At 70.4% G+C, this 24,491-nt stretch carries 23 protein-coding genes; 17 read left to right on the top strand and 6 right to left on the bottom strand.

Features of this window, described 5'->3' with window-relative positions:
* The first annotated feature begins 469 nt into the window (after positions 1–469).
* The 12 genes from EBN03_RS25500 to EBN03_RS25450 all read left to right on the top strand — a co-directional run bounded on the left by EBN03_RS25500 (position 470) and on the right by EBN03_RS25450 (position 13,005).
* The gene (locus tag EBN03_RS25500; protein ID WP_122190678.1) at positions 470–1,441 is read left to right on the top strand and encodes a 3-oxoacyl-[acyl-carrier-protein] synthase III C-terminal domain-containing protein; all 972 of its coding nucleotides are present in this window, start codon (positions 470–472) and stop codon (positions 1,439–1,441) included.
* Positions 1,417–2,322, top strand: a complete 906-nt coding sequence (locus EBN03_RS25495; RefSeq protein ID WP_122190677.1) for a diiron oxygenase — start codon at positions 1,417–1,419, stop codon at positions 2,320–2,322. Before EBN03_RS25500 ends, EBN03_RS25495 begins: the two co-directional genes overlap by 25 nt.
* The gene (locus EBN03_RS25490) at positions 2,319–2,582 is read left to right on the top strand and encodes a hypothetical protein (RefSeq protein ID WP_122190676.1); all 264 of its coding nucleotides are present in this window, start codon (positions 2,319–2,321) and stop codon (positions 2,580–2,582) included. Before EBN03_RS25495 ends, EBN03_RS25490 begins: the two co-directional genes overlap by 4 nt.
* The gene (locus EBN03_RS34310; RefSeq protein WP_158675738.1) at positions 2,579–3,484 is read left to right on the top strand and encodes a class-II aminoacyl-tRNA synthetase family protein; all 906 of its coding nucleotides are present in this window, start codon (positions 2,579–2,581) and stop codon (positions 3,482–3,484) included. The genes EBN03_RS25490 and EBN03_RS34310 overlap by 4 nt, the downstream gene beginning before the upstream one ends.
* Complete coding sequence (locus EBN03_RS25485; protein WP_158675737.1) at positions 3,481–4,593, top strand: SDR family oxidoreductase; 1,113 nt, start codon at positions 3,481–3,483, stop codon at positions 4,591–4,593. The genes EBN03_RS34310 and EBN03_RS25485 overlap by 4 nt, the downstream gene beginning before the upstream one ends.
* Complete coding sequence (locus tag EBN03_RS25480; protein WP_122190674.1) at positions 4,577–5,185, top strand: ferritin-like domain-containing protein; 609 nt, start codon at positions 4,577–4,579, stop codon at positions 5,183–5,185. Before EBN03_RS25485 ends, EBN03_RS25480 begins: the two co-directional genes overlap by 17 nt.
* A complete protein-coding gene (locus EBN03_RS25475) occupies positions 5,182–6,156 on the top strand; it encodes a 4'-phosphopantetheinyl transferase superfamily protein (RefSeq protein WP_122190673.1) in 975 nt (324 codons plus the stop codon). The genes EBN03_RS25480 and EBN03_RS25475 overlap by 4 nt, the downstream gene beginning before the upstream one ends.
* Positions 6,150–7,289: a DUF3419 family protein gene (locus EBN03_RS25470; RefSeq protein ID WP_122190672.1), complete on the top strand. Its 1,140-nt coding sequence runs from the start codon at positions 6,150–6,152 to the stop codon at positions 7,287–7,289. Before EBN03_RS25475 ends, EBN03_RS25470 begins: the two co-directional genes overlap by 7 nt.
* Positions 7,286–8,413: a GNAT family N-acetyltransferase gene (locus EBN03_RS25465; RefSeq protein ID WP_122190671.1), complete on the top strand. Its 1,128-nt coding sequence runs from the start codon at positions 7,286–7,288 to the stop codon at positions 8,411–8,413. The genes EBN03_RS25470 and EBN03_RS25465 overlap by 4 nt, the downstream gene beginning before the upstream one ends.
* 17 nt (positions 8,414–8,430) lie before the next feature.
* The gene (locus EBN03_RS25460; protein WP_122190670.1) at positions 8,431–9,018 is read left to right on the top strand and encodes a methyltransferase family protein; all 588 of its coding nucleotides are present in this window, start codon (positions 8,431–8,433) and stop codon (positions 9,016–9,018) included.
* Positions 9,015–10,700 (top strand): AMP-binding protein, encoded by a 1,686-nt coding sequence (locus EBN03_RS25455; protein ID WP_122190669.1) that lies wholly within the window; start codon positions 9,015–9,017, stop codon positions 10,698–10,700. Before EBN03_RS25460 ends, EBN03_RS25455 begins: the two co-directional genes overlap by 4 nt.
* 67 nt (positions 10,701–10,767) lie before the next feature.
* The gene (locus EBN03_RS25450; RefSeq protein WP_233608631.1) at positions 10,768–13,005 is read left to right on the top strand and encodes an MMPL family transporter; all 2,238 of its coding nucleotides are present in this window, start codon (positions 10,768–10,770) and stop codon (positions 13,003–13,005) included.
* On the opposite strand, the gene EBN03_RS25445 is transcribed toward EBN03_RS25450, so the two are convergent.
* Positions 12,989–14,317 (bottom strand): family 1 glycosylhydrolase, encoded by a 1,329-nt coding sequence (locus EBN03_RS25445; protein ID WP_122190668.1) that lies wholly within the window; start codon positions 14,315–14,317, stop codon positions 12,989–12,991. The genes EBN03_RS25450 and EBN03_RS25445 overlap by 17 nt on opposite strands.
* A 394-nt stretch (positions 14,318–14,711) precedes the next feature.
* Between EBN03_RS25445 and EBN03_RS25440 the strand changes: the two genes are divergently transcribed.
* On the top strand, positions 14,712–15,104 hold the full coding sequence (locus EBN03_RS25440) for a hypothetical protein (protein ID WP_147471696.1): 393 nt from the start codon (positions 14,712–14,714) through the stop codon (positions 15,102–15,104).
* 80 nt (positions 15,105–15,184) lie between these two features.
* A complete protein-coding gene (locus EBN03_RS25435; RefSeq protein ID WP_122190666.1) occupies positions 15,185–16,486 on the top strand; it encodes an acyltransferase family protein in 1,302 nt (433 codons plus the stop codon).
* Between the two features lie 47 nt (positions 16,487–16,533).
* Here the strand turns inward: EBN03_RS25435 and EBN03_RS25430 are convergent, their stop codons facing one another.
* The gene (locus EBN03_RS25430; RefSeq protein ID WP_122190665.1) at positions 16,534–17,304 is read right to left on the bottom strand and encodes a hypothetical protein; all 771 of its coding nucleotides are present in this window, start codon (positions 17,302–17,304) and stop codon (positions 16,534–16,536) included.
* 270 nt (positions 17,305–17,574) lie between these two features.
* Entirely contained in the window at positions 17,575–18,330 is a 756-nt protein-coding gene (locus tag EBN03_RS25425) for a SanA/YdcF family protein (protein ID WP_122190664.1), read from the bottom strand.
* Positions 18,331–18,502: 172 nt separating this feature from the next.
* On the opposite strand from EBN03_RS25425, the gene EBN03_RS25420 reads away from it, so the two are divergent.
* Positions 18,503–20,332: an Eco57I restriction-modification methylase domain-containing protein gene (locus tag EBN03_RS25420; protein WP_122190663.1), complete on the top strand. Its 1,830-nt coding sequence runs from the start codon at positions 18,503–18,505 to the stop codon at positions 20,330–20,332.
* An 8-nt stretch (positions 20,333–20,340) separates the two neighbouring features.
* Here the strand turns inward: EBN03_RS25420 and EBN03_RS25415 are convergent, their stop codons facing one another.
* From EBN03_RS25415 to EBN03_RS25405, 3 genes are all read right to left on the bottom strand, one after another.
* Complete coding sequence (locus EBN03_RS25415) at positions 20,341–20,520, bottom strand: hypothetical protein (RefSeq protein ID WP_122190662.1); 180 nt, start codon at positions 20,518–20,520, stop codon at positions 20,341–20,343.
* Between the two features lie 133 nt (positions 20,521–20,653).
* Positions 20,654–21,169: a gamma carbonic anhydrase family protein gene (locus EBN03_RS25410; RefSeq protein WP_122190661.1), complete on the bottom strand. Its 516-nt coding sequence runs from the start codon at positions 21,167–21,169 to the stop codon at positions 20,654–20,656.
* 78 nt (positions 21,170–21,247) lie between these two features.
* Positions 21,248–22,243 (bottom strand): GlxA family transcriptional regulator, encoded by a 996-nt coding sequence (locus EBN03_RS25405; protein WP_122190660.1) that lies wholly within the window; start codon positions 22,241–22,243, stop codon positions 21,248–21,250.
* 71 nt (positions 22,244–22,314) lie between these two features.
* Between EBN03_RS25405 and EBN03_RS25400 the strand changes: the two genes are divergently transcribed.
* Together EBN03_RS25400 and ald are read left to right on the top strand one after the other, a co-directional pair.
* Entirely contained in the window at positions 22,315–23,088 is a 774-nt protein-coding gene (locus tag EBN03_RS25400) for an MBL fold metallo-hydrolase (RefSeq protein ID WP_122190659.1), read from the top strand.
* Positions 23,089–23,387: 299 nt separating this feature from the next.
* Positions 23,388–24,491 carry an alanine dehydrogenase gene (ald, locus tag EBN03_RS25395; protein WP_122190658.1) on the top strand — a complete coding sequence of 368 codons (1,104 nt, stop codon included), beginning with the start codon at positions 23,388–23,390 and terminating at the stop codon, positions 24,489–24,491.

Here is a 24,491-nt window from a genome sequence, read left to right as displayed (position 1 = left end):
GCGGAACAAGTATTCGACTGTGGCGCGGTGGTGAATTCTTGTCGCAGCGGCCGACTTCGGGCGGTTCGACGGTCTCGGCAGAATTTGTTCACATTCATTTTCAAGGCGGTTACGCCGTTGTCATACCTCGGGAATTCCGGCCGGAGCGTCGCGACGGGGGTTTCTCGTGGGCGGCCCATGCGCTCGGGTCCGTCGCGCCGGGGGTGCGGCACCGGCGAAAGCCGGATCCGTCCGCCGCGCACGGCGGTCCGATGCGAGATTCGTGTCGCAATTGTCGGGATTTCGAGACTCGGTGGCACCGCGCCGCTATAGTTCGGGACGGACTGCGCGGAGTTGTCGTGTATCACAAACGGCGACACGGGGTTTCGTTTCGCATGCAGAAATGTGTGCGATCGGTTCGCTGGGCCTTCACGAGCGCCCCGCAGCAACCTAGGCTCACTCGAGTCGGGGTGGGGAACGGTACGACCGGGTGATCGAGGCAGACGTGGGTGAGGTATATCTGGATTCGTTGTCGTTCGCTTTGGGTGGGTGTCGAACGAATCTCGACGAATCGGTGGCGGCCGACCGGCTGGTGTCGTCGGCCGAGGACCTGCGATACGCCGGATTCGAGTGGCACCACCGGTGCTCCGACGACGAGAGCCCCTACGACCTGGCCGGCAAGGCCGTCGCGCCGATCGCCGCCGCCGGGCAGCTCGCCGGCACCGCCGCGATCGTCTATGCGACGTGCCTGCCGCTCAACGCCAACGTCGGCGCCACCGCCGACTGGGAACGCACCCGGGACGTCAAGTACCTCATGGACTTTCCCGGCAGCCGCCTGCAGTCGGACTACGAGCTGGACGACGCGGTGGTGCTCGGCCTGGGCCAGCAGGCCTGCACCTCGATGCTCGGCTCGGTCCGGCTGGCCGCCGCGTTGTTGCGCGCCGAACCGGACTGGGACCGGGTGCTGTGCGTCTCGTCGGACCGATTCCCGCCCGGCGCGCGCTACGAACAGGCCTACAACCTGATCTCCGACGGCGCCGCGGCCTGCGTGGTCTCCCGGGTACCCAGCGGATTCAGATACCTGGCCGCACATCAGATCACCAACGGCGGCCTCGCCACCGCCGGTGACGACGAGACGGTCGGCACCTACTTCTCCTACACCCGGCGGCTGGTCGCCGAGACCCTGGACCGTGCCGGAATGCACGCCGCGGACCTGGACTGGGTGGTCACCCAGAACACCAACGAGCGCGCCTGGCGAATCCTGGCCCGGCTGCTGAACATCGACGCCGACCGGATCTGGTCGCCGTCGATCGCCGAAGTCGGGCACGTCATCTCGGCCGACAACGTGATCAACCTGGTCGCCCTGAACGAATCCGGCAAACTCGCGTCCGGACAGCGGATCGCGTTGGTGATGGCCGGATTCGGCCTGAACTGGCAATGCTTGATCCTGGAGGTCTGCTGATGGCCGCATTACGCGAGGCGCTGTCGCACGCCGCCGAGACGTCGCAGCGCCTGAGCCTGGTCTCGGAACGGACGTACCAGAACCCCTACACCGCGGTCGAGTGGCCCGAAACGGTGGACCCCGAACGCGATTGGTTCGGGGTGCCCGAGCACTCCAGCCTGTTCGGCACGCCCTACTGGGCGGAACTGAGCGAACCGCAGCGCTGCCGGCTGCTGTTCCACGAGGCAGCCAACTTCTACAGCCTCAACATCCACGGTGAGAAGAGCCTGATGAACGGCCTCGCCGCCCGGCTCTACCGCAAGGACCTGCTCGAGGTCACCGGCTATCTGCACCACTTCCTCGACGAGGAGAACAAGCACAGCATCTACTTCGGTGGCTTCTGCACCCGCTACGCGCGGATCTACCCCAGCCGCAACCTGCACTTCGGCGGCGATCTGCCCCGCGACGTCGCGGACTTCCTGTTCTTCGCCAAGACCATGATCTTCGAGGAGATCGTCGACGAGCTCAACCGCATCCAGGCCCGCGACGAGCGGCTGCACCCGCTGGCCCGGTTCATCAACGACAACCACCACCGGGAGGAGACCCGGCACCTGGTGTTCGGGCGGGAGGTCACCGCCGCGCTGTGGCATGCCGCCGCGCCCGGCTGGGACGACGACACGGTTGCGGGGGTGCGCGACGAACTGGCCACCTTCCTGACCACGTCGTGGCGCGAGTACTACAACCCGGACGTATACGCCGACAGTGGTTTCGCCGACCCCTGGCAGGTCGCCGACGACGCCTGGCAGGCACCCGAGCAGGCCGCGCGCCGCGCCGCGCTGACTGCCCGCTGCCTCGCCTATCTGCGAACCCACGACATCGTGACGAAGGAAGTTCAGCTGTGACCGATTCAGGATCAGCCATTCGCGCCGAACTGCGGGCCTGGGTGCTGAGCAAGGCACCCGATCTGCCCGCAGACGAATTGTCCGACACGACACCACTTTTCGAGCGCCGCTACATCCGCTCGATCCACGTGCCCGAGCTGCTGCTGTTGCTGGAGCGGCTGCGCGGCGCGTCCATCGACATCGACGACCTGCGCCCCACGGACTTTCGCGATATCGACACGCTCGTCACCCGCTTCGGCACCGCGGAGCGTGCGCGATGACCGCCTCCGGCACCCAACTCGACGCGCTGACCGCGGCCGGGCTGCGCTGGCACGAATCCGGGCAGGCGTCGCTGACCGGCCCGGTGCTGCGGTTGGCCACCGAGCTGGACCGGGCCTTCGCGATCCTCGGTGATCTGTGGCAGGCCGAGCCCGAACAGCATCCGGCGACCATTCCGGCCGCGCGGATGCACGAGCTCGGCTATCTGCGGTCGTTCCCGCATCAGGTGAGTTTCGCTGTCGCCCTCGATGGTTCGCCCGCGAACCTGGACGGGTTCCGGGCCGGGCCGATGGTGACCGCGGACGGGGTGACCGGTGCGCGGCTGGCACCGATCCAGGAGATCCTGACTCCCGCCGCCTGCTACCACATCTACGGCGCGCATCGCGGTGAACGGCTCGACGGACCGCGCTACCTCACCACCCGCAACACCTGCTTCCGGCGCGAGGACCACTACCGGCCGCTGCGGCGGCAGTGGTCCTTCACCATGCGCGAAATCGTCTGTCTGGGTAGTGAATCCAACGCGACCGCGTTCGCCGACCGGGCCCGCGTGGTGGTGTCGGAGTTCGCCGAGCACCTCGGGCTGCCGATCGGCTGGGAGCCGGCCACCGATCCGTTCTTCCGGCCCGAGACCGATCCGCGCTATCTGCTGCAGAAGATCCAGCCGCTCAAGATCGAGGGCCGCTACGGCGACCTCGCCATCGCCTCGGTGAACCGGCACTTCGAGCACTTCGGTGAACTCATGGACATCGAGGTCGGCGGGACACCGGCGCACAGCGCCTGCCTGGCCTTCGGCACCGAACGCTGGCTCTACGCGTTGCTCGACACGCACGGCACCGACGCGCAGGAGTGGCCGGACCTGACCCAGGCGGCACTCGACGTGCGTTCCCGGATGCTGGGCTGGTGAGCGTTGTGAACGCCACGCTCGTCACCGGCGCCGACGGATACATCGGCCGGCGCCTGGTGTCCGCCCTGCTGGAGACCACATCCGAGCCGCTGATCCTCGCGGTGCGGGCCGACGGTCCCGCGGAACTGGCGGCCAAACGGCAGGCCTGCGGCTGGGCGGACAGCCGGGTGACGGTTCGAGCCGTCGACCTGAGCACTCCCGACCCGTTCGCGGGGATCGATCCGGCCGGCATCGGCCGCATCGTGCACGCCGCGGCGAAGACCAGCTTCACCGTCGACCGGGACACCGCGCAGGCGGTGAACGTGGACGGCACCATCCGGGTCCGCGACTTCGCCGCCACCTGCCCGGATCTCACCCGGTTCGTCGCCCTGTCCACGCTGTACGCGGTCGGTGCCACCACCGGGACCGTGCTGGAACGTCCGGGCGACGGCGCGAGCTTCGTCAACCACTACGAATGGTCCAAGTGGGCGGCCGAACAGCAACTGCTGGCCCCGGGCGCGCCGCCGGTGGTGATCGCCCGGCTGCCCACCGTGATCGCCGACGACGACAGCGGCACGGTCACTCAGTACAACGCCTTCCACAACACGCTCAAGCTCTACTTCTACGGCCTGATGTCGCTGCTGCCCGGCGATGCGGCCACCGTATTGAGCCTGGCCACAGCGGAATTCGTGGTGGACGCGGTGCGCAGTCTGCTAAAGCCGGAGGTGCCGGCGGGTATCTACCACGTCAGCCCCGACGCCGCCGACTGCACCACCCTGGGTGCCGCCGTCGACCCGATCTACGCGGCCTTCTCCGCCGACCCGGGCTTCCGGAAGCGGCGGGTGCTGGAACCGGTCCTGGTGGGCCGGGACAGCTTCGCCGATCTGGTCGAGGCCGCGACGGTGATCCGCGGCGGCCCGATCGCCGACGCGCTGGGTTCGATCACGCCGTTCGCCGAACAGCTGTATCTGCCGAAGGTGTTCGACAACACCGGATTACGTGCCCGCTGGCCCGGCTACCGGGCACCGGACCCGATCGAGCTGATCGAGTCCGTCGGCCACTACCTGGCCGGAACTCGTTGGGGCAGAAGCCCGCTCACCGAGAGGAGGCTCGATGTCCCTGCCCGGTAACCGGATCACCGGCAACGGTACGTCGATCACCGAGAACGACCTGTGGCTGCTCAGCTTCTACCGCTCGTCCGAGATCAACGGCGCCCTGTTCTTCGGCCGCATCGCGCGCACCATCAGGGGGCCGTTGCAGATCGATGTCACCCACCACTTCTCCGACGAGGCCAACCACGCCAACTGGTGGACCCAGTGCATCGACGGCCTGGACCACCTGCCGATCAAGCTCGGCCGCAGCTACCAGGACCGATACCTCGACGCCATCGGTGTCCCGGCCAACCTCATGGAGGTCATGGCCATCACCCAGGTCTTCGAGAAGCGGGTCATCGCGCAGTACCGGCAGCACCTGCGAATGCCGGCCACCCATCCGGCGGTGCGCGAGACCATCGAGAAGATCATGATCGACGAGCGCTGGCACGTCGCCTACGTCAACCAGGCGCTCAAGGAGATGGGCGACAAGTACGGCGCGGACCGGATCTCCGAGACGCTGGCCCGGTTCGACGCCGCCGACAAGGACATCTACGCCGAGACCCTCGCCGAATACGGTGAACGCGCCGAGTTCCTGGCCGAACAATCCGAGATCCGGAGTCAGCGGTGAGCACCACCGCTGTGCTGGTGGTCACCGCCGCCGCGCCAGTCACGGCGGCGGATCTCAGTGCGGGCGAACGGGATCAGTTCGCCGGCCTGCCTACCGCCGCCCGGCGCCGCGAGTTCCTGCACTCGCGGCGTGCGCTCAAACTGGCCGCGGCGTGCGCGGGCCTGGGATCCGACACCGCGGCGCTCAGCTTCCCGCACCGTCGATTGTCGTTGAGCCACAGCGGTATCCGGTCGGCGGCCGCACTCACGGTCGGCGCGACCGACCGGATCGCCGGAGTCGGCATCGATCTCGAGGCACCCCGTGCGGTCGACCCGCGCACCGCCCGGTTCTTCCTGCGCCCCGGCGAGCTCGACGCCGCCACCGATCCCGCCGCGCACCTGCGGTTGTGGACGATCAAGGAGGCCCTGTTCAAGGCCGATCCCGCCAATGCCGGTGCGCTGCTGACCGATTACCGGCTCGACGATCCCGCCGCGCCCACCGGCACCGCTCACAAGCCCGGTAGCCCGGGGCTGCGCTTCTGCTACCGCTCGGACTTCCGGGCGGGCCTGTACACCACGGTGGCGGTGGCCCTCGCCGCAACCGAGCCGGCGCTCGCCACCGTCCACCCCAGGAGGAACACCGTCATGCTGCCCGAGATCACCTTCGACGATGTCGCGGAGCGGATCCATCAGTTGCTCCCGATCGTCCCGGGCACCCTGACCGAGCAGACCAAGGTCCGCGACCTGGTCGGCGACAGCTTCGCGCTGGTGGAGATGATCATCGACGTCCAGGAGGAATTCGACGTCATCTTCACCCAGAGCCAGCTCGGGACCGTGCAGACGCTGGGTGACCTGGTCACCCTGCTGCAGTCGGAGCGGGCCGGTGGGGACTCGGCTGCCGCGTCGGGATCGGCCGCCCCGGAACCGGATTCGGTGGCTGCCCAAGACGATTCGGCGCAGGAGTCGGCAGTGACGGGCGCAGCCGAATGCTGAACCGCACCGAACTACCGGGCGCCGTCGACGAACGGCTGTTCTTCGCCCAGGTCCGGGAGGACCCGCGGCTCGAGCTCGAGGCGCTGCGCGGGCACCTGGACGGCCCGATCGTGATCGTGTCCTCCGGCGGCTGTACCGCGCTGTCGCTGATCGCGGCCGGTGCCGTCGACGTCACCGCCGTCGACCTGAACCGGTCGCAGAACCACCTGGTGGAACTGAAGTCCGCGGCGCTGGCCGCGCTGGGGCCGCAGGACGCGGCCGCCATGCTGGGCGCCGTCGACGCCAATCCCGCGCTGCGGCAACGACAGTACGCGCAACTGCGCGAGGAGCTGTCGCTGGGCGCGCGCCGCTACTGGGACGCCCGCCCGAAGGCCCTCGCGCGCGGCGTACTCGGCTGCGGTGTCACCGAACGCGCCGCGCGCGCGGCACTTCCGCTGTTCCGGGCGACCGTGCACCGGCAGCGGCGAATGGAGGAGCTGCTGGCCCTGCCCGACGTGGCCAGTCAGCGCGAGTTCTACGACACTCGCTGGAACACCCGCGCCTGGCAACGCATGTTCGACCTGATGTTCAACCGCGCCACCATGAACCGCACCTACGACCCGGTGTTCTTCGCGCAGCTGGGCCAGGTGGCCTTCGCCGAGCACTTCCGCAAGGTGGTGGAGTACACGCTCACCGAACTTCCGGTGCGCGACAACTACTTCCTGCACTACCTGATCCGGGGCAGCTACCCGGCCGCCGAACCCGAGGGCCTGCCACCGTATCTGGTGGGCAAGCACCGGCCCGACGCGCTGCGACTGGTCGACGGCTCGTTCGCCGACCAGCTGCGCACCCTCCCCGACTCCAGCGTGGCGGGCTTCGCGCTGTCCAACATCTGTGAATGGCTGGACGCGGCCACCATCGACGACCTGTTCACCGAGATCGTGCGCACCGCGAAACCCGGTGCGCGGCTGGTCTTCCGCAACTTCCTGGGCTGGAACGAGGTTCCCGCGCAGTGGCAGGACGCGGTTCGCGAGGACCGCGCCTACGGCGAAACCCTCATGCGCACCGACCGTTCGCTGGTACAGCGCCGGTTCGCGGTGTGCACCGTCAAGACCGATTCTGCACCCATCGTGAAGGAGACGGAGTCCCGATGACCTCGACCGGTACCGAACTCGTCGTGCGCGAGGCGGCCGCCGCCGACGACCCGATCCTGGCCGACCTGGCCTCGGTCTGCCCGATGGACGGCGACATCTCGCTGTGCGTGGACCGCTACCCGTCGTTCTTCGCGCTGAGCCGGCTCGAGGGCGACCCGTGGCGGGTGGGCGTCGTGGACGGCCCGGACGGCACCCCGATCGCGTGTATCGGGGTGGCGCGCAAGCACGTCTACCTCGAGGGCGAGCCCACCTATGCCGCCTACATCGGGGACATGAAGGTGCACCCCGACTTCCGGCGCGACGGGATCGGCATCGGCCTGATGCGCTGGGCACACGAGGTGGCCACCGAATGGGTGGGCGCCGACGGCGTGAAGATCCTCACCGTGCTGGACGGCAACACGCCGGTGGAGCGGATGTTCACCACCCTGACCGGGAGCGGGACGCCGATGCGCCGGGCCGGCAGCCTGCGGTCGCTGAGTGTGCCGCTGCTGTTCCCGCGCCGGCAGCGCGATCAGCGGGTCGTGGTCGACCGCGCGGTGCGCGCGGACTTCCGGGAAATGGCCGCGCTGTGGCAGCAGATCGCGCCCCGCCGCAACGGCACCGCGGTGCTCGACCACGACGGGTTCGAGCAATGGCTCACCGTCGCACCGGGTTTGGCGCCCTCGGACTATCTCGTCGCGCGTCGGCGCCGCGACGACGCGATCGTGGGCTTCATGGGCCTGTGGGATCAGCACACCATGAAACAGATGCGGGTGGTGAAGTACTCGGCCGCGATGCGGCCACTGGTGCCGCTGTTCAACCTGTTCGCCGCGGTGACCGGCGTGGCGAAGCTGCCGGCTCCGGGCCGGGAACTGCGCTACCGCAACGCCGTTCACCTGTGCGTGCACCCCGGCGACACCGCCACACTGCGCGCGCTGCTGGTGGCGGGCAGCAATTGGCTGCGCGCCGAGGGCTATTCGATCTTCACCGTCGGGCTGGATCGCAACGATCCACTGCTGGCAGCGTTCTCGGGTCTGCTGGCTCAGCCGGCCGACGTCAACGTGACCATCGACCGGGTCGGCCCGGGCGAGCGGGTGGCGCTGTCGGCCGACCGGCCGCTGCACTTCGAGATCAGTAACGTCTGAGTCCAAGGGATCTGGCTGTGTTGGGAAATTCGTCCGGCCTCGCCGCCGTGGTGTTCTGGTTGTCGCTGGCGGGCTGGATGGCCGCCGAGACCTTCATCTTCGTGCAGGGCCGCAGCGTGTCGGCCGAGGGGAGCGACCAGGACCGGGGCAGCGTCTGGCCGTTGCTGGCCGCGGTCTACGGCTCGGTGGCACTGGCGCTCGCCGTCGCGATCCCGTTGCACGCGCTGCGCCTACCGGGCGCGGCCGTCTGGTTCTGGCTGGGCATCGTGGTGTTGTGGGCGGGCATCGGGTTCCGGATGTGGGCGGTCCGCACGCTGGGGTCCTTCTTCCAGCCGGTCGTGACGATCCAGACCGAGCACCGGCTGGTCACCTCCGGGCCGTACCGGCTGGTGCGGCACCCGTCGTACACGGGCGCGCTGCTGACCACCCTCGGTGTCGGCCTGGCGACCGCGAACCCGGTCTGCGTGGTCCTGGTGGTCGTGATCCCGGTGCTCGGGTATCTGCCGCGCATCGCGGTCGAGGAGCAGGCGCTGGCCGGCGCGCTGGGCGCGGAATACGCCGAGTACCAGCGGGTTTCGGCGCGACTGGTGCCGGGGGTCTGGTGACGCCGCGCCCGGCGGCGTGGCTGGCCGCGCCGCGCGCCGACGCCGGGATGCACCTGCTCGCCGACAACGGCGAGTGGATCCGGACCTCCTACCCCGACCTCGCCGCCGCCGCGCTGCGCGCGGCCGCCGGCCTGGCGGGTCTCGGCGTGGGCCGCGACGACGTCGTCTGCCTGGTCATGCCCACCGAGATCCGTTCGGTGACAGCCATCTACGCGGTGTGGGCGGCCGGGGCGACCATCGCGCCGCTGGCGCCGCCACTGTTCGACGCGCCCGACGCCTATGTCGAGCTGCTGCGCGGCATCCTGGTGCAGGCCCGGCCGAAGGTCGTGCTGACGATCGCGGCGTACGAATCCCTGGTCACGACCGCGGTCGAACGAGCCGGGATCGAGACGGTGATCAGCACCCCCGACGCACTGGAGCAGGCGCCGGCCGGCCCGCTACCCGCCGACCCCGAACAGTCGGCCGTGGCGCTGCTGCAGTTCACGTCCGGATCGACCGGCACGCCGCGCGGCGTGCGGGTCACCTGGGACAACCTGACCGCCAACTTCGGCGCGCTCGACGAGTTCGCCCGGATCGGTTTCCACGGCGGCTTCGCGTCCTGGCTGCCGTTGCACCACGATATGGGCCTGATCGGCGCCCTGCTGTTCCCGATCGGGCGGCAGTTGGACCTGTGGCTGATGCGGCCCGACCAGTTCGTCCGGGACCCGGCGCGCTGGCTGGAGTGCTTCACGCCGGGCAAGGCGCGGCACGCCGCGTGCCCCACGTTCGGCCTGGCCTACGTGGTGCGGCGAGTGAAACCGGCCCGGCTGGCCACCCTGGACCTCAGCGCTATGAGGGCCGTCGTGGTGGGCGCCGAGCACGTCGACCCCGAGGTACTGCACCGGTTCGACGAGTTCGTGCGATCGGCCGGGGTGACCGAGAACGTGGTGTACCCGGCGTACGGGCTGGCCGAGAACACGGTGGCGGTCACGACCCGCAGCTACGGACAGGAACAGCGGCTGGTCCGACTGGACCCGCAAGCGGTCCGATTCGGCGCGCCCGCACCGATTCTCGCCACGGCGGAACTCGACGATGTCGACGGCGCGGGCAATTGGCTCGCGGGGCACGGGATGCCGTCGCCGGACACCGGTATCGGCGTCGAGATCCGCGGCGAGGACGCAACGGCACTGCCGGACGGGCACATCGGGGAGATCGTCGTCTCCGGCAGCTCGGTGGCCGCCGGCTATCACGGCGGCGACTCCGACTGCGACACCTTCCGCGACGGGCGGCTGTGGACCGGCGACGCCGGCTTCGTCCACGGCGGCGACCTGTACGTGCTGGGCCGGATGGGCACCAGCCTGAAGGTCAACGGCCGCAGCGTCTATGCCGAGGACCTCGATACCCGGATCGCCGCGGAGACCGGCATCGCGCGCCGCAAACTCGCGACGGTGGCCGTCACCGAGGCCGGCCGGCCCGGTGTCGTGGTCTTCGCGGCCACCGCGCCCGGTACCTGGGCGCAGGACACATATCTGTTGCTGCGCAAGGAATTCGGCACCACCGTGGATGTCACCGTAGTCGCCGGACCGCCCGCGATGATCTTGCGCACCTCCAGCGGGAAGCCACGCCGACGCATGATGTGGCAGCAGTGGCAGGCCGGTGAACTGCCCGGCCGGCGCGTGGAACCGATCGAGGCGCACGCGTGAGCGAACGGTGTGCCGAACCGGTGCACTCGACGTGCCATGCGTACGCCGGAGGAAGCGAGGAACGGGCGTGAGTACCGCGACCGAGATCGAGGCAGTGACCGGGCGGACCCTCGGGTACCGCTGGGGCGAGTTCGTGGCCCGGCATGCCCGGGTGGTGCTCGGCATCTGGCTGCTAGTGCTGATCGCCTGTGCCGCAGGCTATTCCACGATCGCCACCTACCTGCCCCCGGCCGACATCTCGGTGTCGCACTCGGAGTCGGCGCGGGCGGCCGACCTGGTCCGGCAGCATTTCGGGTCGCTGGGCGGGGAGGTCGACCTGATCGTGTTCAGCTCGGCCGACCGCACGGTCGACGATCCCGGCTACCGGCAGGTGGTCGACGCCGCGATGGGCGCGGCGCGGAACGCGAACGGTGTCGCGGGTGTGCAGAGCCCGTTCGAGCTCGGTAATCCGCTCGCCACGCGGGCGATCGCGCCCGACCGGCACGCCGCCGTCGCGGTGCTCGAATTGCGTTCCGCCGACCCGCATCAGCGGGCCCGTGACGCGCTGTCGGTGCGGGATGCCTTGGCCGACAAGAGCGCCCAGGGTGTCGAGGTGGCGACCACCGGATACTCGCCCGCCACCGACGATCTGGCCGCCACCGAGAAGGCCGACACCGCGCGAGCGGAGGCGATCGGGCTCCCGATCGCGCTGGTCCTGCTGCTGGCCGCCTTCGGCTCGGTGGTGGCGGCGGGACTGCCGATGGTGGTGGCCGGGATCGGCCTGCTCACCACCTTCGGGGTGATCGCCGCGCTGATGCCGGTGATGAACTTCAGCGCACTGGTGGTCACGGTGGCCACCACGCTGGGAACCGGTGTGGCGCTGGACTATGCGCTGTTCGTGGTGAGCCGGTTCCGGGAGGAACTGGCGCGGGCCGGCATCGCCGACCGCTCCGACCGTGCCGGGGTGGCGCGGGCCGTCGGGGTCGCGGTGGCTACCGCCGGGCGCACGATCACGGTGTCCGGGCTGATCGTGATGATCACCCTGTCGTCGCTGCTGGTCGTTGATTCGCCGGTATTCCACGAGATTTCGGTCGGTATCTCGGCCACGGTGCTCTCGCTGCTGGTGGTGGCGCTGAGCGCGCTGCCGGCCCTGCTCGCGGTGCTCGGGCCGCGGGTCAACGCGTGGAGTCTGCCCAGCTGGGCAGTTCCGGTGGACGCGCGGCTGGGCTCGCGGGAGGTCAGCGGACGCTGGACGCGCTGGGGCCGGCACGTGATGCGGCGCCCGGTGCGCTACGCGGTGGTAGCCGTGGCGGTGCTGGGTGTGGCCTCGATTCCGTTGGGCGGCATGCACTACGGGCTCGATCTGGGTGGCAGTGCGCTGGCCGGCACCGAATCCGGGCGGGCGAACACCGTACTGTCGCAACAGTTCACACCGGGCCTGCAGGGGCCGGTGCAGATCGTGGTGACCGGACCCGTTGGGGGAGTGCAGGATTCGATGGGGCGCGAGGCCACCGACCGGTTCGTCGGCCGCTTCCGCGCCGACGAACGGGTCTGGGCGATCACCCCCGTGCAGGCCGACGGCCGGACGCTGGTGACCGTGATCCCCGCCGTCGCACCGGATTCGGCCGCCGCCACCGCGCTCGTGCGCGATCTGCGGGCCGCGGCTCCGGCCGACAGCACGGTCGGCGGCGCCACCGCGCAGTTCCTGGATCTGGCCACCGAGACGAAGGCGAAGACCGGCTGGGTGGTGGGCCTGGTGGTGCTGATGTCACTGGCGCTGCTGGCCTTGGCGTTCCGCAGTGTGGTGCTGCCGATCAAGGCGGTGCTGATCAACCTGCTGGTCACCGCCGCCTCGGTGGGTCTCGCGGTGGCGGTGTTCCAGTGGGGACACGGCGCGCGGCTGCTGCATTTCACGCCGGTCGGGTTCGTGCAGGTCTATCTGCCGGTCACGGTCTTCGTGGTGCTGTTCGGGCTGTCCATGGACTACGAGGTGTTCCTGCTCGGCCGGGTCCGGGAGGAATGGCTGAACCGGGCCGCGGCACCGGACGCCGCCGATGTCGATGCGGGCGAACGCAATCAGCAGGCGGTCGCGGCGGGTCTCGAGCACACCGCGCGCCCGATCACCGCCGCGGCGGCCGTCATGGTGGTCATCCTGCTCGCGCTGCTCACCGCGGATGTCTTGGAGCTGAAGCAGTTCGGGCTCGCCATCGCCACGGCGGTCGGGCTGGACGCGGTGCTGGTCCGGCTGGTGCTGGTGCCGGCGGTGATGCGCCTGCTGGGCCGGGCCAACTGGTGGCCCGGCAGCCGGATCAGCCGGGTAGCGTGACCGGGTCCAGGCAGCTCTGCGGCGTCTCCGACATCGAACACGCGACCGGCGCGAGCGTGGGCCGGTAGCCGGCGGGGACGCCGCCGGCCGCGGTGATCTCGGTGTAGGCGGCGACCGCGTCGGTGGGGCGGCGGGTCAGCGTTGGGTCGGTCGTGACGTCGACCGTGTACAGGCCGAATCGTGGTGCGTAACTGCCCCATTCGTAGTTGTCGGTGAGGCTCCAGTAGTTGTAGCCGGCGACCGGGATACCGTCGGCGACGGCGCGCTGGATCCAGTACACGCTGTCGCGCAGGGCGTCCGCGCGGGTGATGCCGTCGGCGCGGGGAGCGCCGTCGTGGGTCGGGATGCCACCCTCCACGATGTACAGCGGCTTGCCCGGGTAGCGCCTAGCGTAGAAGTCGAGTGCGTAGTAGATGCCCTCGGGCTGCAGCGGCATGTTCCACAGCTGCTGCAGGTCGTCGGGGGACACCGTCAGCAACTGCTGCGGGGTGAAGCCGTAGTAGTAGTCGATGCCGACGTAGTCCATCCGCGCGGCGACGGCGTCGGTGACGGTGGTGTTGATCAGGGGTTCGGCGCCGCCTGCCATGAACGGGACGTTGGTGGTGACCCAGGCGCCGGGCTGCACCTGGTGGATGTAGTCGTAGATGCCGTTGTGCACGGCGATGATCCCGTCCCGCATGGCCGGGACCGAGGCCGCGGGCACGCCGCCGTTGCGGGTCTCGTTCATGATGTAGCCGAACGGCTCGTTGACGGTGACCCACAGGGGATTACGGCTCGCGTAGCGGTCCACCACGACCCGAGCGTGCGCGAGCCAGTCATCGACCATCGCCGGGTTCGCCCAGCCGCCGTAGTCGGCCACCCAGCCCGGGTACACCCAGTGATCGAGGGTCAGCATCGGCTGCAGGCCGGCGGCGGCCATCGCGTCGAGAACGCGGTCGTAGAAGGCGAATCCGTTCTCGTCCCACTCGCCGGGGCGCGGCTGCACGCGCGCCCATTCGATGCTGATCCGGTACACCCCGACGCCGAGGCCGGCGGCGAGCGCGATGTCGTCGCGGTAGCGGCCGAAGAAGTCGACCGAGTCGCCGTACCGGTCGAAGGCCGGGTTGCGGTCGGCGTAGCGCAGCCAGTTGCTGTCGGGCGCGTGTCCCTCGCACTGGAAGCCGGCGCTGGCCACACCCCAGCGGAAGCCGGCCGGCAGCGGCGCGACGGTTTGCGGTGCCGGCGGCCGGGCGGTGGCGGGGCCGGCGGCGGCGACCGCGGCGGCGGCACCGGCCGCGAGGGTGAGGGCTTGTCTGCGGCTGAGCGGGCGCATGTGGTCTCCCGGCGTCGTAGGCGGGTGGTGAACTGAGCGGTAACCCGGCGGAGCACCGGGCGCGCCCCATTGTGGCCGAAAGCTGGTCAGGCGTCCATGAATTCGCGTCGCGTGGCGAGTCTGGGGTGGTCAGGCACCAGATTCGATCCGGAACGCCCGGCCACGACTTCGTGCAATTCGGACCCCGCGGGCCGGTCGGTTCGGATATCGTGCAGCGCGGAAGAGTTGGTCACGCCAGTTTCAGATCCGGCACTCGGGGTTGTGCCGGAGTGCGTCGTGTCGGCTCTGGAGTTGCCCGCGTCCGTCAGGCTCGGGCAAAGTACTCATCGTTCGGGTGAGCGCCCGGCACGTGGGTGCCCTGTCGTTTTTGTAGGCTTTTCAGTTCTGAGGTGTTATGAAGCACGGTGTTCGGACCGTCGGTTCTGTTGTCCGGATGGGTGTCGCGGTCCTGGGTGGAGCGGTCGTCCTCGCGGCGGTCGCCGCCTGTGGCGGGGGATCCTCGTCGTCGGACTCGACCACCACCACGTCGGCGGTGACCAGCTCGGCGGTCGCCTCCACCACCGCTGCGGCTACCTCGACTGCCGCGCTCGCCCCGTCTTCGGCTCCGGTCGCTCCGCCGCCGGCCGAGACCCAGGCCCCCGCCGAGGCCCCGGCGCCCGCGCAGGCGCCCGCCCCGCAGCAGGCCGCCCCGGCCCCCGCGCCGCAGCAGGCGCCCGCCCCCGCACCGGCCAAGCCCGCGCCGCCGGTGCTGGACGACCCCGGCTTCGCGCCGAAGGCCGGATACTGACCGAGTGACTCGCCGGCGACCGCCGTGTGCGGCCGCCGGCGACCTCGTCACGCTCAGTCAGCCGCAGTGAAGGAATTTCGATGACCCAGACCATTGCGGCGGATACCGCTGCGCCGTCGGCCCAGCCCGAGCTGGACTTCTCCGAGATCAACCGCCGTCGGCCCGGTCTGCCCTCGCTCACCGGAGCACGATGGTGGGCAGCGTGTTTCGCGTACCTGTTGCACGCCGTGGTGTTCCTGCCGGTCTATCCGTTCGACTATTCGGCCTTGTTCCGCAAGATCGACTTCTTCGTCCCGATGGGGCTCGGCGCCTGCGCGGTCAGCTTCTTCTTCGTGCTCTCCGGGTTCATCATCTATTGGTCTTTCCGGCCGGGTAACGACCTGCGCGGCTACATTCGCGGCTACTACCGGCGCCGCGTGCTCAAGATCTACCCGTCGGCCATCATCGGATTCGCGGCCTTCATCGCCGCGGCCGGCGGTATCCCGTGGTCGAAGCTGTACGTCTGGCTGCCGAACCTGTTCCTGGTGCACGCCTGGTCACCGGCCACCACGCTCGTCGGCGGGCTGAACGTGCCGTCCTGGTCGCTGTGCGCGGAAGTCATGTTCTACGCGACCTTCCCGCTGTGGTTCTTCGTGCTGCGGCGGATCCCGACCGAGCGGCTCGTGCTGGCGGCGGCGGTGATCTTCGTGCTCGTCATCGCGCTGCACACCTCCTACTACCTGTGGGTGGACGGCCCGAAGGGCATCGCGAACGAGTTCGCGCCCCGGCTCGTGCGGCCGGACAACGTTTCTCCGCACTTCGAGCCGCACGCCGACCAGCGGTGGTTCAACCTCGACCCGCACGTGATGCAGCCGCCGCTGTCGTACTACCTGAGCTACACCTTCCCGCTGACCCGGCTGCCCGAGTTCTGGTTCGGCATCGTCGCCGCACGGCTGGTGCTCGAAGGTCAGTGGAAGAACACCAAGATCTGGTGGCCGCTGCTCGCCCTCGCGCTGTCGTTCGCGGCGACCTTCTTCACCCCGGTGAACTACAAGATGGGCGCGCTGGTACTGCTGCCGACCACGGCGGTGATCGCCACCCTGGCGATGCGGGACCTGAACGGGATCAAGGGCATCACCACCAGCAGGCCACTGATCTGGCTGGGCAACATCTCGTTCGCGTTCTATCTGATCCAGTATCCGGTGATGGTGGCCATGACCCGGTTCGTGATCGGCGGTCACTCGTACGGCTTCTGGGGCTGGTTGTTCTTCGCGACACTCTGCGCGGTGATCTCGGTGGGGCTCGCCGGGGCGATCTACCACTGGATCGACCTGCCGATCATGAACAACTTCGCCAAGAGCAAGAAGAAACCCGTAGTGCGCGAACAGGTCCGGGCGGCCTGAGTTCTCTGTAGACGAATCCGGTTGCTGTGCAGCCGGATTCGTTTGCGTCAGCGCAGGTGCGGGCCCGCCAGCGCCAGCGTGGCGCCCTCGGTCGGCATCGGTCCCGGCGGCGGCGCCGGCGGTGTCGGCGCCGGGCCGAACAGATACAGGCTCACGGTGATCAGGCCCAGCACGACGATCGCCACAATCAGGGCCATGGCCAGCCAGCGCCAGGTGCGGGTGCTGCGCGACTCCTCGGGTGCGGCGACCGACACCGCGTGCAGCGGCGTCGCCGTGACCGGGCGGCGCACCGGCCGAGCGTAACCACCGGCAGCGCGCAGCGCCTGCGGCAGCGCCAAGGACAGTCCCGGCAGCCCGGCGCGGAGCAGATCGGCCTGGACCACACCCAGCAGATCCGCGCGGGAGCGGCCCGCGGCCAGCAGCTGAGACGCACCGGAGGACCGATCGGTGACCAGGCCGAGGACCACCAGGCCCACCGGCAGCGGGAGCAGCCCGTAATGGGTGCCCAGTTCACCGGCCACCTCCAGCGCGACGGCGCAGGTATCGGTCACCGGGACATGGCGGCAGTAACGCCCGGTCGCGGGCTCGGGATCCTCCGGGGTGGAATCGATCTCGTCGAAGGTGGCCGGGAAGACCCGGTCCCATTCGCCGGTGACATCGGTACCGGCGAGCGCGATCAGCAGCTCACGGGTGCCGACCGGCTCGGGCGCGGAGAACGCCCACGCCGCGCGCAGGGCCGCCCGGACATCGGGATGCAACGACATCCCCGCGAGCACGCCGCCGCGGGGCCGGTTGACGCTCGTCGACTGGCTCTCCACAGCTCGCCTCACCACCGGTCCCGCGGCCGCGCGGCCACCGGAGTACTTCGCACACCCACAGGCGTCCTTCGCGCGCTCACAGAATCAGTCTGCCCGATCGGCACCGCCGGCGGGAGACACGTTTTCCGAGAGCGAATCCGGGAAGCACGGGCGGTCGGCAACGGTTCGCCGTGAGGCTCGCGGGGCGATCGCCTCGGCCACCCGCCGGTAGCCCGCCACGGCGGGATACCGGCCGCCGGGGCGTTACCGGTCGGAGGTCCGACCGAGACGCTAGGCCGATGCGCTCATGGCGGCCTGCAACGCCGGCCGTTCGGTGCCGTCGGAACCGAAGGTCGGCGCCGGTGTGGTCAGAATCGAGAACGCCGCCTTCGTGGCCGCCAGCTGATCGCGCAGCCAGCACTTGACGTACACGGCGCTCATCGGCTGGCCGTGGTCGGCGACCGCCGCCGTGTCGATACCCACCGAGCGGCACAGCGCGATACTGCGCGGTACCGAGAAATCGGTGGTGACCACGGTGGCCGACCGCACCCCGAAGACGTGGTAGGCCCGGGCACACGACTGATAGGTGTCGAAGCCCGCATAGTCGACGACGAGTTTGGCGGCCGGCACACCGTGCGCGACCAGGTACCTGCGCATATTGTCGGGCTCGTCGTAGGCGCGCGTGCCGTAATCGCCGGTGAGGATCAGCGCCTTCACCTTCCCCGCGGCCAGCAACCGGGCCGCCAGGTCGAGCCGGCCCGCGAGATACCCCGACGGACGGCCGTCGGGCATGACCTGCGCGCCCATCACGATCCCGACCTCGGTCGCCGGTGCCGAATCGACCGTGTACTCCCGCCCGGCAGCCTGGAACCGGACGAACGCGATCGACCCGACTACTGCGGCGGCCACAACCGCCGCGAGCACCCCGCCCGACACCCGCACCCGCTTCGATCGCAGCACCCGCCCGATCCGGGCGAGTGTCGCTGCCCGCCGCGGTCTCGTGCCGATGACCTCGGTCTCTTGATCCCCCACCGGATCGCTCCCCATGCTCACAGCGGCCAGTCTGCCCGAAGGACAGGGATACGTCACCCGAGTAACGAGCACGCGGCGTCGGGCGGCGTGGGGGCGTTGGATGGTGGTGGGTTGTCCGAATCGCCGGTCGACCGCCGGATCGGTCGGCTTGCGGCGGCGGCGCCGACCGTGGCGGGACAATAGCCGGATGGGCGGCCGTGCCGATTCGCCGGCATCGGACCGGCGGGCCGCGGCGGCCGCCGGTCCCGACCCACGGAAGCGGCACGGTCGGCACTACACGCCGGCGCCGCTGGCGGTGTTCCTGGCCGAGCGGGTGCTGGAGCACGTGGTGCCGGGGGAGCGGATCCGGATTCTGGACCCCGCCTGCGGGGACGGGGAGCTATTGACGGCGGTGCGGGAGGTGGCGGCGCGCAGGTTCCCCGGCGTGCGCTGCGACCTGGTCGGTTACGACCTGGACCCGGCCGCGGTCCGGGCCGCGCGCGGCCGGGAACCCGACGCGCAATGGCATCACGGCGACTTCCTCGGCACCGCAACGTCATTGGCCGACTGTTCGTTCGACGCGGTGATCACCAACCCGCCGTACGTGCGCACCCAGCAGCTCGGGGCCGCCACCTCGCAACTGCTGCGCCGTCAGTTCGGTCTCCGCGGCCGGATCGACCTCACCCACCCGTTCGTGGCCGTGGTCCCGCGCCTGCTCCGGCCGGACGGTGTCCTCGGATTACTGTGCGCCAACCGGTTTCTCACCACCCGGGCCGGCGCCAACCTACGCGCGGTGCTGAGCGGGGACCTGACGCCGGTCGAACTGTACGACCTGGGGGACACCCGCCTGTTCGAGGCAGCGGTCCTGCCCGCAGTGACCGTCGCGGTTCGCTCCGGCTGCCCGGCTGTCCCGGGCGCCGGCGGCCGATCCCACCGCAGCCCGTGCCGTTACGTGTCGGTCTACGAGGTGACGGATGCCGAATCGGTCTGTGGCACAGACCTGTTCGCGGCGCTGCTCGGGGCCGAGGACGCGGTGGTGCGGCACAACGGACGCGTCGTGGAGGTGCGAGTCGGTGTGCTGCACGCGGGCGATATCGCTCCATCGCGGGCAGCCGGAAGCGGGCCGTGGGCGGGAGACACGGCCGCGCTGGGGGCGAGCGAGGTCGGCAGGCGAGATGCCCGCGACGCCGCTCGGCCGGGTGGCGTGGAATCTGCCCCGCCGTGGCGGTTGTCGCAGCCGGAGGTCGATGCCTGGTTGCGGCGGATCGCGGACGGGACCTGGCGGACTTTCGGGGAGGTGGCGCGGATTCGGGTGGGGATCAAGACGACCGCGGATCGGGTGTTCATTTCCGATCGGTGGGCGGAGAGCCGGCCGCGGCCGGAGCCGGAGTTGCTGTTCGATCTGCTGACGCACCATGACCTGGATCCGTGGCGGGTGCGGCGGGAGCGGCCGCGGCAGGTGCTGTACCCCTACGACGTGACCCGGTCGCGCCGTACTCCGATCGATCTACGCGAATTCCCTGGGGCGGCAGCGTATCTGGCGCAGCATCGGGCAGAGTTGGGTGCGCGCCGGTATCTCACCGAGAGCGGGCGGGAGTGGTTCGAGATCTGGGTGCCGCAGCGTCCGCAGCTGTGGCGGGCGCCGAAACTGGTGTTCCCGGATATCAGTGTGACCCCGCGCTTCGCGCTCGATCGCAGTGGCGCGATCGTCAACGGTGACTGCTACTGGATCTCACTGGGCGATCTGCCGGACGTCGGCGCGGTCGACGCGGGGGAGCTGGCCTGCTTGCTCATGGCGGTGGCGAATTCGGCGCTGGGCCTGCGCTTCTACGACGCGGTGTGCGGCAACCGGCTGTATTCGGGCCGGCGACGGTGGATCACCCAGTACGTGGCGCGGCTGCCGATCCCCGACCCGGCCGGCCCGGCCGCGCGGTCGCTGGCGCGCTGGGTGCGTGCCGCGGTGGAGGCGGGGACCGGCCCGGACCAGGTGGAACTGGACCAGCGGGTAGCGGCGGCGTTCCGGACCGCGATCCGCTGACCTGCAGCTCAGGCGATCTTCAGTTCCGACATCTCGTGTTCGATCGCATTGGCCGCGAAATCGATTCCGCCGGCCCGTAACTCGTGCACTCGGCGGTGGAGGGCCTCGACCCCGCCGGGCTCGGCCGCGATATCCGCGACACTGATTCGTCCTGGACCGGGGTGTGAACCGGATTCCCCGCGCGCCATGTCAAACCTCCTGCCGAACCCGCACGCGCACAGCCGATTCGGTGCCGGCACCGGGATCCGGGCAGCGGCTCCGCGGCAGGCGCGGCGCTCACGATGCTAGCAAGGCACCGGCCCGGTCCACCGGCCTTCTCCGTCACACCTGTTCAGCACTCCGATGCTGCTCCATCAAGTGCAGGTAAGCGGTGCCGTTGATCTTGATGTGCTCGCGCTCCTCGGCGCTGAGCTCGCGCCGGACCTTGCCGGGTACGCCGGCCACCAGCGAGCCGGGCGGGATCACCGCACCCTCCGGGATCAGGGCGTTCGCGGCGATCAGGCAGCCGTCACCGATGACCGCCCGGTTCAGCACCGTGGCGCCCATGCCGACGAGTACGTCGTCGCCGACCGTGCAGCCGTGCAGAATCGCGTTGTGGCCCACCGAAACTCCGGTTCCGACCGTGAGCGGGGTGCCGGGATCGGCGTGCAGCACACACCCGTCCTGGATATTGCTGTCCGCGCCGACGGTGATCTGGTCCATGTCGCCGCGCAGTACCGCGCCGTACCAGACGCCCACCCGCGCGCCGAGCCGCACCCGCCCGATCACCGTCGCCGTCGGCGCCACCCAGGCGCTGTCGTCGACCTGCGGCGCCTGCTCACCCAACCGAATCATCATGGTGCCGAACTTACGTGATACCGCCCGGCGTGATCGGAGTGGCGGGTGACGTGACGAGTCGCCCACCCGATGGATCGTTCAGGCCGCCGCCGGCGAGGCGGCCCGGAAGTGGGCGCGGTGCGCGGCCGGCGGCAGGCCCAGCGCCCGGTGGAAATGGTGACGCAGGTTGACCGCGGTGCCCAGCCCGCTGGATCGGGCGATCCGGTCCATCGGCTCGTCGGTGGTCTCCAACAGCAGCCGGGCCCGGTCGAGGCGCTGCTGCAGCAGCCACCGCTGCGGGCTCGTGCCGGTCCGCTCCCGGAACCGGCGGGTGAAGGTGCGACGGGACATCAACGCCGAACGTGCCCAGCCGTCCAAGTCGATCGGGGTGTCGATGCGCGTGCGCGCCCACACCATCGCGGTCTCGATCGGGTCGGAGTCGCTGTCCTCGGGGACCGCGAGCGGAATGTACTGGGCCTGGGAGCCGCCGCGGTGCGGGGCCAGGACCAGCGTGCGGGCCAGGCGGGTGGCCAGGCGGCTGCCGTGATCGCTGCGGACCAGGTGCAGGCAGCAGTCCAGGGCGGCCGCCACACCGGCCGAGGACACGATGTCGCCGAGATCGGTCCAGAGCCGGTCGGCGCGCACGGTGAGCTGCGGGTACGCGGCCGCCAGGGCGGGCGCCGCACTCCAGTGGGTGGTGAGTTCCCGGCCGTCGGCCAGGCCGGTGGCGGCCAGCGCCCACGCGCCCTGGCACAGCGCGACCAGCCGGGCACCGCGACCGTGCGCTTCGCACAGTCCGTCCCGAAGTGGTTGCGACAGTGGCAGATCCGGCCGCCAGCTGGGAATCACGACGGTGTCGGCGGTGGCGAGCAGTTCGGCGCCGTGCTCGATCATCAGGCCGTAATCGCCCGGGGTGCGCAGGACTCCGGGCCGTTCGGCACACGTCTGCACCTCGTAGGGCATGGAATCGGCTGCGCCGGTGCCGATTCCGCCGAAGGTCAGTCCCGCCACCGACAGGTGGAAGGGACTGACCCCGTCGAAGGCCAGTACGGCCACCCGGTGCCGATCCCCTGCTGTCGTGACCCGATCCGTCATGGCCCGATCTTAGCGATATGCGGCCTTCGGGCCACTGTCGGTGCCGGACGCGGTGGGACAGACTGATCTTCATGACGAACACGCTGCACACCACGCTCGAACTGGTCCACGTCGGCGGCCCCACCGTCCGGTTCACCTACGGCGGCCTGACCTGGCTGGTGGACCCCACCTTCGACCAGCCCGGTGAATACCGTTCCGGCGCACTCACTTTGCGCAAGCTGACCGGCCCGGCCGTGTCGGCGGCCGAGATCGGGCCGATCGACGTGGCCCTGCTCTCGCACGACCAGCACCCCGACAACCTCGACCCGACCGGCCGACAGGTGCTCGCGACCGCCGGGACCGTGCTGTCCACGCCCGAAGCCGCCGGCCGGATCGACGGGGTGCGCGGCATGACGGTCTGGGAGGACGTGCGGATCGGCGAGGTCACCGTCACCGCCGTACCCGCCCTGCACGGTCCCGAAGGCGCCGAGGAACTCTCGGGAACCGTCACCGGTTTCGTGCTGCGGGCCCCGGGCGAGCCGGTGGTCTACGTGTCCGGCGACAACGCCTCGGTCGACCTGGTCGAACAGATCGTGGCGCGGATCGGGCGCATCGACATCGCCCTGCTCAACGTGGGCGCCGCCAATGTGGGTCGCTTCGGCGACATCGACGTCACCCTCAACGCCCGCACCGCCGCCCGCGCCGCGCAGATCCTGGGCGACGCCGCGATCGTCTCGGTCCACGCCGAAGGCTGGGCGCACTTCACCGAGACGCTGGACCGGCTGCGGATGGTGTTCGACGACGCCGGAATCGGTGCGCGCCTGCACATCCCGGTGCCGGGCGAAGTGACGGCAATCGGTGCCTAGGCGGTGCGGCGACCAGCCTCGGTTCGCTCCGCACCGGTGCCCGGGCCGGCAGTCGGGGTGGGTCCCGCCGAACGGCGCGACCGCTACCGAGGCGCAGGTGCCCGGGCCGGCAGTCGAAGTTGGTTCCGCCGCCGGCCGCTCGGCGCCGGTGCGCCGGTCGCCGCGAATCGCAAGGCGGTGGCCGGCATGCGGTCTCGGTGGGCCGTGACCACGATCGCGGTGCGACCGGGGCGGCGGCAGTCGCGAAACGCCGGTTATGGGTGCCGGACGGGCGCCCCGGGCGGCGTCAGGATGGTTGTATGAGAATCGGGGTTCCGAGCGAGGTCAAGGAGCAGGAACAGCGGGTCGCGCTGACCCCGGCGGGGGCCGGTGAGCTCGGGCGGCACGGGCACGAGGTCGCGGTGCAGGCCGGGGCGGGGGTGGGATCGGGGTTCAGCGACGCCGACTACGTCGCCGCCGGGGCCCACATCCTGGACTCCGCGGAGGCGGTCTGGGATCGGGCCGAACTCGTGCTGAAGGTGAAAGAGCCGATCGCCGTGGAATATCCGCAGCTGCGGGCGGGCCAGGTGCTGTTCACGTTCCTGCACCTGGCCGCGTCGGCGGCCTGCACCGCGGCGATCCTGCGCTCCGGCATCACCGCCATCGCCTACGAGACGGTCCGCGGACCCGACGGCGGGCTGCCGCTGCTGGCGCCGATGAGCGAGGTGGCGGGCCGGCTCAGCGCCCAGGTCGGTGCCCAGCATCTGACCGCGCCCGCCGGTGGTGCGGGCGTCCTGCTCGGCGGCGTGCCCGGGGTGCGGCCCGCCGACGTCGTCGTGCTCGGCGGCGGGGTCGCGGGAACCCACGCCGCGCTGATCGCGGCCGGGATGGGGGCGCGGGTGCGGGTGCTGGACAAGAACCTGACCCGGCTGCGGGAACTGGACGCCCGCTTCGGCGGGCGGGTGGACACCATCGGTTCCAACACCGCCGAAGTCGAGCGGGCCGTGCTGGCGGCGGATCTGGTGATCGGCTCGGTGCTGGTGCCGGGCGCCCGCGCACCCCGGCTGGTGACCGACGATCTGGTGGCCCGGATGCGGCCGGGCTCGGTGCTGGTCGACATCGCCATCGACCAGGGCGGCTGCTTCGAGAGTTCCCGGCCCACCACGCACGCGAATCCGACCTTCCGCGTGGCGAATTCGCTGTTCTACTGCGTGGCGAACATGCCGGCCGCGGTCCCGCACACCGCGACCGTGGCGCTCACCAACGCCACCCTGCCCTACGTGACGACGATCGCGAACCTGGGCTGGCAGCAGGCCTGCCGCGACGACCCCGGGCTGGCCGCCGGCCTGACCGCTACCGCCGGCGAGCTACTGTCCGAACAGGTCGCCGAGGCCCACGGGCTGCCGACCGCGGCCCTCGGCTGA

Origin of the sequence: Nocardia stercoris (assembly GCF_003696265.1) — a bacterium.
Taxonomy (GTDB): domain Bacteria; phylum Actinomycetota; class Actinomycetes; order Mycobacteriales; family Mycobacteriaceae; genus Nocardia; species Nocardia stercoris.
The sequence above is the reverse complement of the archived record's forward strand: the minus strand, read 5'-3'. Positions and strand labels throughout refer to the sequence as shown.